The following is a 14858-nucleotide window of genomic DNA, read 5'->3' as shown; positions in this document are numbered from 1 at the left end:
GGTGCGGGAGCGCTCCCATCTCTTTATTTCCAGGGGCAGTTGAGCGATCATCGCTGTGAGGGAGGAGCAGTTCATGAGAGAACGGCCACCGAAGGAGTTTCACCTCTTACGAACCGGTTAAGCGAGGTCGCATTGCCCAGACACCGCCCCACGATCGCCGACATAGCGCGTCGCGCCGGGGTTTCCAAGGTCGCGGTGTCCTATGCGCTGAACGACCGGCCGGGCGTCTCCGCGGCGACCCGCGCCACCATCAAGGCCATCGCGCAGGAGATCGGCTGGCGCCCCAACAGCGCGGCCCGGGCCCTCACCCGCGCCCGGGCCGACGCCGTCGGCCTCGCCCTGTGCCGGCCCGCCCGGCTGCTCGGCATAGAGCCGTTCTTCATGGAGCTGATCAGCGGCATCGAGAGCGAACTGGCCCCGCGCGGCTGCGCCCTGCTCCTCCAGGTCGTCACCGATCCGGCCCAGGAACTGGAGGTCTACCGCCGCTGGTGGGGCGAGGGCCGGGTGGACGGTGTCTTCCTCGCCGACCTGCGCAGCCTCGACCCGCGGATCGAGGGCGTCGTCGGACTGGGCCTGCCGGCCGTGGTGATCGGCCACCCCTCGGCGGCCGGCCCGCTGCCCGCCGTGTGGTCGGACGAGCACACCGCACTCCGGGACACCCTCACGTATCTCGCCGCCCTGGGCCACCGGTCCGTCGCCCGGGTCGCCGGGCTGCCCGGTCTCGACCACACGGGGCTGCGTGACCGGGCCCAGGGGGAGATCTGCGCCGAACTCGGCCTCGGCGCACCGGTCATCGTCCACACGGACTACTCCGGCCAGGACGGCGCCCATGCGACACGACGGCTGATCAGCTCCCCGCGGCGCCCGACCGCCGTCATCTACGACAACGACCTCATGGCCGTGGCGGGCCTGTCGGTGGCCCAGGAGATGGGGCTCGACGTGCCGGGCGACCTCTCCCTCGTCGCCTGGGACGACTCCCAGCTCTCCCGCGTGGTCCGGCCGCCGCTCACCGCGCTGAGCCGCGACATCCCGGCGTACGGAGGCCACGCCGCACGCACCCTGCTCTCCCTGGTCACCGACGGGACGGCGGCGGGCTTCGAGGACGCGGCGGCCCGGCTGGTCCCGCGGGGATCCACGGCCCCGCCCCGCTGACCGTCCAGGAGCCCCCGCGGGCCGGTGTCATACCGCAGGAGGACGCGAGGACCCCCGCGGTGCGACTCAAGGCTGGCCCCGGAACGGGCACCGGGACTGACGACCCGCGGCCGATCGGCGGAGACGATGGAGCAGTGCCCCGGCCCCCGGCCCGCCGCCCGGCGGGGCCGCCGGGCGGCGCCCGTCCCGTACGAACCCGACCCTGGAGTCTCCCGTGACCACCATGTCCACCGCTCACCGCGCCACCGCGGTGGCCGCCCGCGCCACGGAACTGTCGAAGGTCTACGGGGAGGGCGAGACCAAGGTGACCGCGCTGGACCGGGTCACCGTGGACTTCCCGCAGGGCGAGTTCACCGCGATCATGGGCCCGTCGGGCTCCGGCAAGTCCACGCTGATGCACTGCGTGGCCGGCCTCGACAGCTTCAGCAGCGGTTCGGTGCGCATCGGCGAGACGGAGCTGGGCGCCCTCAAGGACAAGCAGCTCACCCAGTTGCGCCGCGACAAGATCGGTTTCATCTTCCAGGCGTTCAACCTGCTGCCGACGCTCTCGGCGCTGGAGAACATCACGCTGCCGATGGACATCGCCGGCCGCAAGCCCGACCAGGACTGGCTGCGCAAGGTCATCGACATGGTGGGCCTCGCCGACCGGCTGAAGCACCGCCCCACCGAGCTCTCCGGCGGCCAGCAGCAGCGCGTCGCGGTGGCCCGCGCCCTGGCCTCGCAGCCCGAGATCATCTTCGGTGACGAGCCCACCGGGAACCTGGACTCCCGCTCAGGCGCCGAGGTCCTCGGCTTCCTGCGCAACTCGGTGCGCGAACTGGGCCAGACCGTGGTCATGGTGACCCACGACCCGGCCGCCGCCTCCTACGCGGACCGGGTCATCTTCCTGGCGGACGGGGCGATCGTGGACCAGATGATGCACCCCACCGCGGACGGGGTGCTGGACCGGATGAAGGCGTTCGACGCCAAGGGCCGCACCAGCTGAGCCCCGGCCTCCCCCCGGGCCCCCGGGTCGTGTCGTCGAACTGCCGCCTGCCCTTCGGGCGGCGCCCGCGGTCCGACGACACCCCCAGCCCCCACCCCATCCGGAACCCCTCCCCCTCCCAGGACTGACAGACATGTTCCGTACCGCCCTGCGCAATGTGCTCTCGCACAAGGCCAGGCTGCTGATGACCGTCCTCGCCGTGATGCTCGGTGTGGCCTTCGTCTCCGGCACCCTGGTCTTCACCGACACCCTCGGCAACGCCTTCCGCAACCAGTCGGCCAAGAGCTACGACGACATCGCCGTCGCCGTCACCACCTACGCCGACCAACGCGACGAGAAGACCGCCGCCATCGACGCCGCCACCCTGAAGAAGATCGCGGCCCTGGACGGGGTGGACACCGCCACCGGCCGGGTCGACGGCTTCGCCGGGGTCGCGGACCCCGACGGCAAGCTCATCGGCAACGGCTGGTCCAACACCGGCTCCAACTTCGCCCCCGGCAAGGACGGCCAGGACGCGCAGTACACCTTCACCGACGGCTCCGGACCGACCGCCGCGGGCAGCGTCGCCCTGGACAAGGACACCGCGGAGAAGGGCGAGTACGAGGTCGGCGACCAGGTACGGGTCGCCACCAACGGACCGGTGAAGGAGTACACCCTGTCCGGGGTCTTCACCACTGAGGACGGCGCCGTCAACGCCGGCGGCAGCCTCGTCCTGTTCGACACCCCCGTCGCCCAGAAGCTGTTCCTGCGGCCGGGCGAGTTCAGGGACGTCAACGTCTCCGCCGCGCCCGGCACCTCCGACCAGCAGCTGCTGGCCGCCGTCAAGCCCCTGCTCCCCGAGAACGCCGAGGCCAAGACCGGCCAGGTGCGCGCGGACGAGCAGGCCGATCAGACCGAGACCGCCCTGAGCAGCCTCAACAAGCTGCTGCTCGCCTTCGCGGGCGTCGCCCTCTTCGTCGGCATCTTCCTGATCGCCAACACCTTCACCATGCTGGTCGCCCAGCGCACCAAGGAGCTGGCACTGCTGCGCGCCGTCGGCGCCTCGCGCCGCCAGGTCAAGCGCTCGGTGCTGCTCGAAGCGGCCGTGGTCGGTCTGATCGCGTCCGTCGTCGGCTTCGTCCTGGGCCTCGGCCTCGCCACCGGGCTGCGTTCCGCGATGAGCCTGATCGGTGGCAAGATCCCGGCCGGACCGCTGGTCGTCGCACCGCTCACCGTCGTCGCCGCCTTCGGCGTCGGCGTCCTGATCACCGTGCTGGCCGCCTGGCTGCCCGCCCGGCGGGCCGCGAAGATCCCGCCCGTCGCGGCGATGAACAGCCAGTACGCGGTGGCCACGGTGAAGTCCCTGGTGCTGCGCAACTCGATCGGTGGCGTCATCACCCTGCTCGGCGGGGCGGCGGTCGTGGGAGGCGCGGCGCAGGGCGGGTCGAACGGCCAGCTCCTCATCGCGGGCGGTGCCTTCCTGACGCTGATCGGCATCATCATCCTGATCCCGCTGCTGTCCCGCCCCGTGATCGCCCTGGTGCGCCCGCTGCTGCAGCGGCTGTTCGGGGTCTCCGGCAAGCTGGCCTCGCAGAACGCGGTCCGCAACCCGCGGCGCACCGGCGCCACCGCCTCCGCACTGGCGATCGGCCTCACGCTCGTCACCAGCATCTCGGTGCTCGGCGTCACCCTCGGCCAGGCGGTCGACAAGGTGACGACGGACAACATCAAGGCCGACTACATGGTGTCGATGGCGAGCGGCGACGCACTCGACGAGTCGGCGCTCACCGCGCTGGAGAAGGCCGCCGGCGTCACCGCGGTCTCGCCCCAGCAGTCCGTATGGCTGACGATCGACGGTGCCGAGCTCTCGGCGTCCGGCGTCACCCCGGGTGATGTGGAGAAGGTCCTCACCGTCGACACCCGCTCGGGCTCCCTGGACTCCCTGGGCAAGGGCGAGATCGCCGTCTCGGACAAGACCGCGAAGTCGCACGGCTGGAAGACGGGGGACAGCGTCCCGGTCACGTACGAGGACGACAAGAAGGGGAGCCTGAAGGTCGGCGCCCTCTACAAGGACAACGAGTTCCTCTCGCCGGTCCTGATCCCCCGTGACGTCGTGGCCCCGCACCAGGGACGTGCGGACATCCGCGAGATCTGGGTGAAGACGGACGGCGGCGCGAGCGCTGCCCACGAGCAGGCACTGGTGGACGCCCTGGGTGACAACCCCGGCATGAGCATCATGGACCGCAAGGACATCCGTGACATGTTCGGCGGCTCCATCAACCTCGCGATGAACATCATGTACGGGCTGCTGGCCATGGCACTGATCATCGCGGTGCTCGGGGTCGTCAACACCCTGGCCATGTCGGTGTTCGAGCGTCAGCAGGAGATCGGCATGCTGCGGGCCATCGGCCTGGACCGGCGCAAGGTCAAGCGCATGATCCGGCTGGAGGCCGTGGTCATCTCGCTCTTCGGCGCGGTGGTCGGCATCGGGCTCGGGGTGTTCCTCGGCTGGGCGATCGGGCAGACGGTGGCGGCGCAGATCCCGCAGTACGTCCTGGTCCTGCCGTGGGGCCGGATCGCCGTCTTCCTGCTGCTGGCCGGGCTCGTGGGGGTCCTGGCCGCCCTGTGGCCGGCCCGCAGCGCCGCGAAGCTGAACATGCTGACGGCGATCAAGACGGAGTAGCGACACCTCAGTACCCTCCGGGGGCCGGGACGCGCCGATGCGGGTCCCGGCCCCCGGCCGTGTCCGGGGTCAGCCGGTCGCGCCGGCCTTCCAGTCGCGGGCGCGCAGCGGCATGCGGGAGCCCCCGCCGTCGTCCGGGCGGACCGCGAGGATCTGGTTCACACCGATCTTGTTGTGCTCGAAGGAGAGTGCGGAGGCGGCCATGTAGAGGCGCCAGACCCTGGCCCGGCCGGGCGAGGTCATCCGCACCGCGCGCTCCCAGTCCTTCTCCAGGTTGGCGACCCAGCGGCGCAGGGTCAGGGCGTAGTGCTCGCGGAGCGACTCGACGTCGCGGGCCTCGAAACCGGCTTCTTCGAGGGTCGCGACGGTCCGGCCCACCGGGGCCAGTTCGCCGTCCGGGAAGACGTAGGCGTCGATGAACTCGTCCACGTGGTACGCGGACTCGTCCTTCTCCGGGCGGCGGGCGATCTGGTGGTTGAGGAGGCGCCCGCCGGGCTTGAGGAGTGCGTAGAGGTCGTCGGCGTACTCGCGGTAGCGGACCGAGCCGACGTGTTCGGCCATGCCGATCGAGGAGATGGCGTCGTACGGGCCGTCCCTGACGTCCCGGTAGTCCTGGACCCGGATCTCGATCCGGTCCGTCAGGCCCTCCTCGGCGATGCGCTTCCTGGCGAAGGCCGCCTGCTCGACGGAGAGGGTCACTCCGGTGACGCGGGCGCCGTACTCACGCGCGGCGTGGATGGCCATGGAGCCCCAGCCGCAGCCGACGTCCAGGAGGCGGTCGTCCTCCTTCAGCGCGAGCTTGCGGCAGACCAGGTCGAGCTTGTCGCGCTGGGCGTCCTCGAGATTCCCGCCGTCCTCCCAGTAGGCGCAGGAGTAGACCATGGACGGACCGAGGACCAGTTCGTAGAAGTCATTGCCCACGTCGTAGTGGTGGCTGATGGCCTCCTTGTCGCGGCGCTTGGTGTGCAGGGTGCCGGCGCGGCGGCGTACCTCTTCGGGTGGCGGCGGGGGCGGGGGCCAGGGGCCGGCCAGTCGCAGCAGTCCCTTGGCGGCGGCGCGCAGCTTCGGGTCGCGAACCGGGTGGACGCTGTCCTTCGCCTCGCCGCCGCGCTCCCAGATGAGCCCGGCCATCAGATCCAGGGTCCCGTACAGATCGCCTTCGATGTCGAGTTCCCCGGCCACCCACGCACGGGCGAGGCCCAGCTCGCCCGGCTTCCACAGCAGGCGGCGCAGGGCACGGCGGTTCCTGATGACGAGGACGGGTGCGCCGGGGGGTCCGGACTCGCTGCCGTCCCAGGCCCGGATGCGGACCGGTAGGGGTTCTCCCAGCAACTCCTGGGCAAGAGCGGTCAGCCGCAATGCGGCGTCTGCCATGGCGCACACCTCCGTGATGGTGTTTCCCGACGTGCCCAGACATGCCCACACATGTCTCGGACCACGCCCCGGCGCCCTTGGCGCCACGGCGAGGTACCCCCCTCAACAGTTTCCGGTGGCCGGGCCATCCCGCTACTGCGCAATGGAACGGCAAAATACTTGTACCGCACATGCATCCGCCGGGACTCCGGCCCCCGCACTCCCCCACCGCCTGGCGCGCCGGCCTGCACCGATACGCCGAAGGGGCCGTCCGCACCACGGATGGCGGACGGCCCCTTCGGACGTCGTACGACTGACTGTCGCGGATACGCAGATCCGCGGTCCGGACCGGAGGGCCGGAGCCCTCCCGACCGGGTGGGACTAGGAGGCCTTGGCCTTCTCGCCCACGGGCTTGGCGGCGGCCGGGGCCGGCGCCGGCTTGGCGGCCTCGTAGAACTCCTCGCGGGGAGTCTCCATGGCGCCCAGCGAGACGACCTCGCGCTTGAGGAACATCGCCAGGGTCCAGTCGGCGAAGATCCGGATCTTACGGTTCCAGGTCGGCATCGCCATGCCGTGGTAGCCGCGGTGCATGTACCAGGCGAGACGGCCCTTGAGCTTGATCTTCACCTTGCCCATGACGATCATCGCGACGCCCTTGTGCAGGCCCAGACCGGCGACGGCACCCTTGTTGGCGTGGCTGTAGTCGCCCTGCGGGAAGCCGCGCATCCCGGAGATGACGTTGTCACCGAGGACCTTGGCCTGCCGCAGCGCGTGCTGCGCGTTCGGCGGGCACCAGGCGTTCGGGTTGCCGGCCTTGCGGCCGACCATGTCCGGCACCTGGGCGTTGTCGCCCGCGGCCCAGATGTAGTCCGTGCCCTGCACCTGGAGCTTCTCGGTGGTGTCGACGTGACCACGGGGGCCGAGCGGCAGACCGAAGCGGACCAGCGCCGGGTTCGGCTTCACACCGGCGGTCCACACGATGGTGTTGGAGTCGACCTCCAGGCCGTTCTTCAGCACCACGTGGCCGTCGACGCAGGAGTCCATGGAGGTCGAGAGGAAGACCTCGACACCACGGGACTCCAGGTGCTCCCGGCCCCAGGTGCCCAGCTTCGGGCCGACCTCGGGAAGGATCTTGTCGGCGGCGTCGACGAGGATGAAGCGCATGTCCTCGCGCTTCACGTTCGTGTAGTACTTCGCCGCGTCGCGGGCCATGTCCTCGACCTCGCCGATGGTCTCCGCGCCGGCGAAACCGCCGCCCACGAAGACGAACGTCAGCGCCCTGCGGCGGACGTCCTCGTCGGTCGTCGAGTCGGCCTTGTCCAGCTGCTCGAGGACGTGGTTGCGCAGGCCGATGGCCTCCTCGATGCCCTTCATGCCGATGCCCTGTTCGGCAAGGCCGGGGATCGGGAAGGTGCGGGAGACAGCGCCCATCGCGATGACCAGGTAGTCGAAGGGCAGCTCGTAGGCCTCGCCGACGAGCGGCGCAACCGTGGCGACCTTGCGGTCCTGGTCGATGGTCGTGACGCGGCCGGTGAGGACCTCAGCCTTGGGCAGCACGCGTCGCAGCGGGACGACGACATGCCGAGGCGAGATGCTGCCGGCAGCAGCTTCGGGGAGGAAGGGCTGGTAGGTCATGTACGACCGGGGGTCGACGACCGTGACGGTCGCCTCGCCGTAGCGCATCTTCTTCAGAATGCGCCGAGCTGCGTACAGGCCTACGTACCCACCGCCTACTACGAGGATCCTGGGACGCTCCGTGGTGCTCATGCCATCGAGTATCCACCCCCCTCGGGGGGCACGCTCGTGAGCCCCTTCACAAGCTATTGCCCACCCTCTGCTACACTTCGCCGCCCCCGTGACCCAGTTCATGGCCACACAGGGGAACCACGAACCCCTGGCGAACGTTGTTCACCGCTTGTGAGCTGGCCCTTGAGCCGCCGGGCAGGGTGGACCACGCCTCGAATTCACCCAGCCGCAACGCGCCCGGAACCCGCCCGTATGCGACGCGTGCGGCCCCGCACACCCCCCTGCGGGCCCGTTCGGCGCAGAAGTCCGGCCCAGAGGGCCGGATTCCTTGTGAAGAAGTTCACGAACTTCGTCGCGGCGTGTCCCCGAAGCCGTCCGGAAGGCGGTCCGGAGCGGCTCAGAAGTGCAGGCCGGAGTGCCGATGAGCAGGATTCACGCCCTCTGCGGACAGGCTCTAACGAGCCGCGTAGAAGGCGATGCCGTCGAGGATGTCGTGCTCGCTGACGACGACCTCGCGCGCCCCGGTCCGCTCCATCACCGCCAGCAGGATCAGCGCCCCCGAGGTGATCACATCGACCCGCCCCGGGTGCATCGCGCCGATCGCCGCACGCTCGGCGTGGGTCGAGGCGAGGAGCCTGCCGGTGATCTCCCGGACCTGCTCCAGGGAGATGCGAGAGTGATGGATCGCCTCGGGGTCGTACTCCTCGAGCCCCAGCGCGATCGCGGCCACGGTGGTGACCGTCCCCGCGAGACCGACGAGCGTGGCCGCGGACGCGAGCGGGACGACCTCCTCGGCCAGGTCCAGGGCGGCTTCGACGTCGGCCCTGATCGCGTCGACGGCGGCCGGCCCGGCCGGGTCACTGATGACGCCGTCCCGCATGAGATGGCGTTCGGTCATCCGGACACAGCCGATGTCCACGGACCTGGCGGCCCGCACCCGGTCGTCACCGACGACGAACTCGGTGGAGCCGCCCCCGATGTCCACGACCAGGTACGGCTTCGCGAGGTCGTCACGCCCGACGAGCTCCTTGGTGGCCCCGTCGAACGAGAACTCGGCCTCCTGGTCACCGGTGATCACCTCGGGCTCGACGCCCAGGATGTCCAGCACCCCGCGGACGAAGTCGTCCCTGTTCTCCGCGTCCCGGGAGGCGGAGGTGGCGACGAAGCGGATCCTCTCCGCGCCGTGCTCCTTGATCGCCTCGGCATACCGCCGGCAGGCGGCGAAGGTCCGCTCCAGCGCCTCGGGCGCGAGCCGCCCGGTCCGGTCGACACCCTGCCCCAGCCGGACGATCTCCATCCGCCGGTCGAGCTCGACGAGCTCCCCGGTGGCGGGGTCGGCGTCGGCGACCAGCAGCCGGATCGAATTGGTACCGCAGTCGATGGCGGCCACGCGCGTCATGAAGTACTCCTGTGCATCGTCCATACCCTCCGCCGGCCGCCCAAGCTCTTACGGCGCCCCTCCCGAGCCCCTCCGGCGATCAAGGAGCAGGGGCACGGGGGCGGAGCCCCCGGTGAACCCTCAGCCCTCGTCCGGGTCCGCACCGCCGCACGGCGAGACGCACGGCCCCTTGCGCCACCACTCCGGCAGCATCGCGATCGCCTCGTCCCCGAGCGGGTTCACGCCCGGGCCGGCGGCCAGCGAGTGCCCGACGAGCACGTGCAGGCACTTCACCCGGTCCGGCATGCCCCCCGCGCTCGGGAAGCCCTCCAGCACCTCGATGGCGTCACGCCGCGCGATGTAGTCCTCGTGCGCGGCCCGGTACGCGGCGGCCAGCTCGGGGTCCGTGCCGAGGCGCTCGGTCATGTCCTTCATGACCCCGTTCGCCTCCAGCGTGCCGATCGCGGAAGCCGCACGCGGGCACGTCAGGTAGAACGTCGTCGGGAACGGCGTTCCGTCCTCCAGCCGGGGCTGGGTCTCGACCACGTCCGGGTTTCCGCACGGGCACCGGTGCGCGATGGCGCGCAGACCGCGCGGCGGGCGCCCCAGCTGCTGCTGGAACGCGGCGATGTCCGCATCGGTGGGCGCGGTGGACTCGGTCTGGGGAGGGGGCGTTTCCATGCCTGCCTAGGGTTCTGATCGGACTGCCCGTACCGCGGTTCTGCACAGGTACAGGAGCAGATGTACAAGAAGGGGATGCGGCTCAGCCGCGGTCGGCGCTGTCGACGCCGTCCCACAGGTTCGAGTGCCAGGGCCGGTCGGTGTCCGCCGGCTTCCCGTTGCGCTCCTTGACCGCGTCGGGGTCGACCACCGTGTAGCCGGTCTCCCCGGGAAGAAGGTAGTGCAGGTGCTGACGGGCCAGCCGCTTGATGTACGCGTCGTCCTGGAGCCGCGCCTTCTCGTCGCGCAGCTCCTCGGTACGCGCCTCGGCCTCCTGCGCCAGCCGCTCCTGGTCCGCGATCTCGTCACGCTGCGACACGTACTGCCGCATCGGATACGCGAGGGCGACGATCAGTGAGCAGACGATCAGCGCCAGGAACGCGGCCCGGCCGGTGAGCCGGGAGCGGCGGGCCTGCCGGCGGTTCTGGGAGCGGTAGACGCGGGCGGCGGTCTGCTCTCCGAGCAACCGCAGCCGGGTCGCGGTGGAGAACCGGTCCCGGTCCTTCGCGGCCATGTCTCCGCCTCCCCATTACGCACGTCCGTCCCCGCACACGGTACGGGACCGAGTGCGGGGACGGACGGAGGCCGGGGCACTCGACCCCGCCGGGCTTTGCCGGGGCCGGTGGATCAGCCCTTGAAGCGCGGGAACGCCGAGCGGCCCGCGTACACCGCGGCGTCGTCGAGGATCTCCTCGATGCGCAGCAGCTGGTTGTACTTGGCGACGCGGTCCGAGCGCGCCGGGGCGCCGGTCTTGATCTGGCCGCAGTTCACCGCGACCGCGAGGTCGGCGATGGTGACGTCCTCGGTCTCGCCGGAGCGGTGCGACATCATGCACTTGAAGCCGTTGCGCTGGGCCAGCTCGACGGCGTCCAGGGTCTCGGTCAGCGAACCGATCTGGTTGACCTTGACGAGCAGGGCGTTGGCCGAGCCCTCCTCGATGCCGCGGGACAGACGCTCCGGGTTGGTGACGAAGAGGTCGTCGCCGACGATCTGCACCTTGGCGCCGATCTTGTCGGTGATGACCTTCCAGCCGGCCCAGTCGTCCTCGTACAGCGGGTCCTCGATGGAGACCAGCGGGTACGCGGAGACGAGCTCCTCGTAGTACTCGGTCATCTCGGCGGCCGAGCGGGACTTGCCCTCGAACTCGTACTTGCCGTCCTTGTAGAACTCCGAGGCGGCGACGTCGAGCGCGAGCGCGATGTCCTTGCCCGGGGCGTAGCCGGCTTCCTTGATGGCCTCGACGATGAGGTCGAGGGCGGCGCGGTTCGACTCCAGGTTGGGCGCGAAGCCGCCCTCGTCACCGAGACCGGTGGACAGGCCCTTGGTCTTGAGGACCTTCTTCAGCGTGTGGTAGACCTCGGCGCCCCAGCGCAGGGCCTCGGAGAAGGACTCCGCACCGATCGGCGCGATCATGAACTCCTGGATGTCCACGTTGGAGTCGGCGTGCGACCCACCGTTGAGGATGTTCATCATCGGGACGGGCAGCAGGTGCGCGTTCGGGCCACCGAGGTAGCGGAACAGCGGCAGGTCCGAGGCCTCGGAGGCGGCGTGGGCGACGGCGAGCGAGACGCCGAGGATGGCGTTCGCGCCGAGCGAGCCCTTGTTCTCCGTGGCGTCCAGGTCGAACATCGCCTGGTCGATCAGCCGCTGCTCGGTCGCGTCGTAGCCGACGAGCTCCGGGCCGATCTGCTCGATCACGGCGAGGACGGCCTTCTCGACGCCCTTGCCGTGGTAGCGGTTGGGGTCGCCGTCGCGAAGCTCAATGGCCTCGAACGCGCCGGTGGAGGCGCCGGACGGAACAGCAGCACGGCCCGTGCTGCCGTCGTCGAGGCCGACCTCGACCTCGACCGTGGGGTTTCCGCGGGAGTCGAGGATTTCCCTGGCTACGACGACGTCGATGGACGGCACGAGGCATCTCCTTCTGGGATGTGACGCTGGTGGTGCAGGGTCGCTTTGGCCTTGCGACAAGAGCCTAACCGGCCCGGCCGCCCCAACCGGCCGACCGCCCGTCCCCTGGGACGAAAAAGGACCCAAGGGCAGGCACAGCAGGGCAAAAGGCCAGAAATTTACTGGCCAGTAACGACAACAGTTGAACGATCGACACCAAAACCGGCCGACCCCGGCCCGGTACGCACGGGGGAACGATGCGCACCGGGCCGGGGCGGCCGGGGTGATCAGCGAGGAGGGATCGCGACTACTTCGTCAGGTGGAGCTGCTGACCCGGGTAGATCAGGTCGGCGTCCGTGACGATGTCCTTGTTCAGCTTGAAGAGCTTCTCCCAGCCACCCTTGACCTTGTGGTCGGCGGCGATCTTGCTCAGGGTGTCGCCGGCGGTGACCTTGTACTCGCCGTCACCCTTCGCGACCTTCTTGCCGGTCGGGGTGGTGACGGTCTTCTTCGGGGCGGCGGCGCGGTCCGAGCGGTTGGTGGCGGGGGCCTCGGTGCGCTCGGCCTTCTTCGGCTCGGCCTTCTGGACCGGCGCGGACTCCTGCTTGGGCGCGGCCTTGGCGGCGGAGGAGCCGGCGTCGACACCCGGGTCGACACCGTCGTTGCTCAGGTTGCCGGCGCCGGCACAGGACCAGGCGCCCGGGCCCTGCATGTCGAGGAGCTTCTCGGCGGTGGCGATCTGCTGGGCCTTGGTGGCCAGGTCGGCGCGGGCCGCGTACTGGGTACCGCCGGCGGCGGCCCAGCTCGACTGCGAGAACTGCAGGCCGCCGTAGTAGCCGTTGCCGGTGTTGATGGACCAGTTGCCACCGGACTCGCACTGGGCGACGGCGTCCCACGTGGAGACGGAGGCGGCGGAGGCGCCGGTCGCGCCCATCAGGGGCACGGCGATGGCGGCACCGGTGACACCGGCGAGCGTGGCGATACGGACGGCCTTGGACGGGCGACGGTGCTTGTTGCCCTTGCTGTTGAGCAGCATCGAGACTTCTCCTCACCGACGCCTACGAGGTGAGCTGTCGGGTTCGGGCCAAGTGAGTTGCCCGGTCGCACGTCCTTGCACGCGACTCCACCCCAAGCCGGTCCTGATGCGTCTTACGACGACCGGGCCCGGCGCCTACCTGGGTCCCCCGCTCCTGCCTACGGCGCTTTACGCGTCTGTTCCCTTCGACCGACGGCAGGATTCGGCGTGACGGTCGACGGGGCCCGCGGTGCGAGCGGTTCCGACCGTAAACACACCCAACCCTCATATCCAAAGATGGACATACCGGACAAACGCCCCTTCCTTGCACCCGAAGAACCCCTGTTTGCGCAGGTGGGAACGGATGCGGCGGGACCCCCCGGACAAGATGTGCCAGTTCACGCAAAGAGACCCATGTCTCACTTAGTCAAAAGTGGGACATAGGCCTCTTAACTACCCCAATTTTTGGGGTGCTTTCAGCTGATCATCAGACCGCGCTCATTCAGCCTTCACTCCGAGGTCGAGGCTCTGGCCAGGCAGGATGAGGTCGGGGTCGGAGCCCACCTCCGCCTTGTTGGCCTCGTACAGAGCCGCCCACCCGCCCGACAGCTTCTGTGCATCAGCAATGGCCCAGAGGTTGTCGCCGTCGCGGACGGTGTACGTCCCGTCAGAAGCCGGGGCAGCGGTGTCGCGTGCGTCACCGTCACCTCGCGAGGCGTGCCGCCCCGCGTCCCGGTCGGTGCCTCGCCCGGCGTCCCTGGTCCCCTCGGGCGCCGGGGTACCGCGATGCTTGCCGGCCTTCTCCTGCCCCCGGGAGGGGCTCCCCTCGGCACCGGAGGCGTCACCCGAGGGCGTGGCGGACGGCGAGGCGGAGGCGTCCGGCTCGGAGGCCTTGTCCTTCGCGTCGCCCGTCGGCGCCTTCGCCTCCGAGGACGCGCCGTCCGACGGGGTCGCGTCCTCGGACGGGCCGGCACTCGTGGACGGGTCCGGGGTCCCTGTCGGCTCGGCGGACGGCGTGCTGCCCGGATCCACGCCCGGCAGGCCGCTGTCCGCGACGAGGCCCGAGATGACCGCGCAGCTGGGCCACGCCTTCGGCCCCTGGTCCTCCAGGACCTTCTCCGCGACAGCGATCTGCTGCGAACGACTGGCGAGGTCCGCACGCTCCGCGTACGACTCGCCGCCGTACGACTTCCAGACCTCCTGGGAGAACTGCAGGCCGCCGTAGTAGCCGTTGCTGAGGTCGGCACTCCACATGCCGCCGCTCTCGCACTCGGCCACGCGGTCCCAGGTCGAGGCGTCGGCGGCGTGCGCGCCTGCCGCACCGAGCAGCGGGATGGCGATGGCCGAGCCGGTCACGCCTGCGGCGACGATGATCGCGGGTGCCTGCCGGGGGCGACGGTGTCTGCCGTTCGCGGAGCCCATGGAGTTGCCTTCCGTGTGACTGACGAGTCGAACGGTGAACCTAGCGGGACTCGAACGTGTGTCACAAGTCGATGCAGCGGAGATCACGTAAAAGTCACAGAGTTGACAGAGTGTCACCTTCGCCGAAACGCACTCCGGGGGTGAACTCCACCGGAAGTGTGCGCAGTCCACGCATGATGAGCCCGCCGCGTCAGCGCAAATCGTCAGGTTCTGCCGCAAGTCGCAGGTCGGGAAGACGCTTCAGGAGCGTGGCGAGGGCGGCCTGCCCCTCCAGCCGGGCGAGCGGTGCTCCCAGGCAGTAATGGATTCCGTGACCGTAACCGAGGTGCTGGTTGTCACGCCGCGCAAGGTCCAGCGCGTCCGGCCCCTCGAAGCGCTCCGGGTCCCGGTCGGCGGCGGCGAGCACGACGAGAACGGGGCCGCCCGTTGCCGACCGCTGGGACGCTCACGGCGCTCCCCTGCCCTTGGGGGCCTCGCTTCGCGCCGAAAGTGGACTGCCAAGAAGCCCTCCTGTCACCGTGAGCTGCGGCAGAGCAGG

General features: G+C 70.2%; 11 protein-coding genes, 1 pseudogene and 1 riboswitch. Of the genes and pseudogenes, 3 read left to right on the top strand and 9 right to left on the bottom strand.

Going from position 1 to position 14858, the window contains the following annotated elements; translation table 11 throughout:
* Window positions 1-132: 132 nt before the first annotated feature.
* From ABZ434_RS01945 to ABZ434_RS01935, 3 genes are all read left to right on the top strand, one after another.
* A complete protein-coding gene (locus ABZ434_RS01945; RefSeq protein WP_359131349.1) occupies window positions 133-1152 on the top strand; it encodes a LacI family DNA-binding transcriptional regulator in 1020 nt (339 codons plus the stop codon).
* 214 nt (window positions 1153-1366) lie between these two features.
* A complete protein-coding gene (locus ABZ434_RS01940) occupies window positions 1367-2137 on the top strand; it encodes an ABC transporter ATP-binding protein (protein WP_359131347.1) in 771 nt (256 codons plus the stop codon).
* A 133-nt stretch (window positions 2138-2270) separates the two neighbouring features.
* Entirely contained in the window at window positions 2271-4799 is a 2529-nt protein-coding gene (locus ABZ434_RS01935; RefSeq protein ID WP_359131346.1) for an FtsX-like permease family protein, read from the top strand.
* Between the two features lie 69 nt (window positions 4800-4868).
* Here the strand turns inward: ABZ434_RS01935 and ABZ434_RS01930 are convergent, their stop codons facing one another.
* From ABZ434_RS01930 to ABZ434_RS01890, 9 genes and pseudogenes are all read right to left on the bottom strand, one after another.
* Window positions 4869-6173, bottom strand: a complete 1305-nt coding sequence (locus ABZ434_RS01930; RefSeq protein WP_359131345.1) for a cyclopropane-fatty-acyl-phospholipid synthase family protein — start codon at window positions 6171-6173, stop codon at window positions 4869-4871.
* 360 nt (window positions 6174-6533) lie between these two features.
* Window positions 6534-7919: an NAD(P)/FAD-dependent oxidoreductase gene (locus ABZ434_RS01925; RefSeq protein WP_359131344.1), complete on the bottom strand. Its 1386-nt coding sequence runs from the start codon at window positions 7917-7919 to the stop codon at window positions 6534-6536.
* Window positions 7920-8352: 433 nt separating this feature from the next.
* Window positions 8353-9297, bottom strand: a complete 945-nt coding sequence (locus ABZ434_RS01920) for a Ppx/GppA phosphatase family protein (RefSeq protein WP_359131423.1) — start codon at window positions 9295-9297, stop codon at window positions 8353-8355.
* Between the two features lie 120 nt (window positions 9298-9417).
* A complete protein-coding gene (locus tag ABZ434_RS01915) occupies window positions 9418-9957 on the bottom strand; it encodes a DUF501 domain-containing protein (protein WP_359131342.1) in 540 nt (179 codons plus the stop codon).
* Window positions 9958-10039: 82 nt separating this feature from the next.
* Complete coding sequence (locus ABZ434_RS01910; protein ID WP_359131341.1) at window positions 10040-10510, bottom strand: septum formation initiator family protein; 471 nt, start codon at window positions 10508-10510, stop codon at window positions 10040-10042.
* A 113-nt stretch (window positions 10511-10623) separates the two neighbouring features.
* Window positions 10624-11904, bottom strand: coding sequence for a phosphopyruvate hydratase (gene eno / locus ABZ434_RS01905; protein WP_219572828.1), 1281 nt, complete (start codon window positions 11902-11904; stop codon window positions 10624-10626).
* 286 nt (window positions 11905-12190) lie between these two features.
* Window positions 12191-12919, bottom strand: a complete 729-nt coding sequence (locus tag ABZ434_RS01900; RefSeq protein WP_359131340.1) for a transglycosylase family protein — start codon at window positions 12917-12919, stop codon at window positions 12191-12193.
* Between the two features lie 4 nt (window positions 12920-12923).
* Window positions 12924-13095, bottom strand: a riboswitch (cyclic di-AMP (ydaO/yuaA leader).
* Between the two features lie 301 nt (window positions 13096-13396).
* The gene (locus tag ABZ434_RS01895) at window positions 13397-14320 is read right to left on the bottom strand and encodes a transglycosylase family protein (RefSeq protein WP_359131339.1); all 924 of its coding nucleotides are present in this window, start codon (window positions 14318-14320) and stop codon (window positions 13397-13399) included.
* Window positions 14321-14414: 94 nt separating this feature from the next.
* Window positions 14415-14738, bottom strand: a pseudogene (locus ABZ434_RS01890) (cytochrome P450); the annotation flags it as partial.
* Between the last annotated feature and the right edge of the window lie 120 nt (window positions 14739-14858).

The sequence above is a fragment of the Streptomyces sp. NPDC005761 genome, assembly GCF_040630635.1.
In the GTDB taxonomy this organism is placed as follows: domain Bacteria; phylum Actinomycetota; class Actinomycetes; order Streptomycetales; family Streptomycetaceae; genus Streptomyces.
This window is presented reverse-complemented; position numbering and strand designations above follow the sequence as displayed.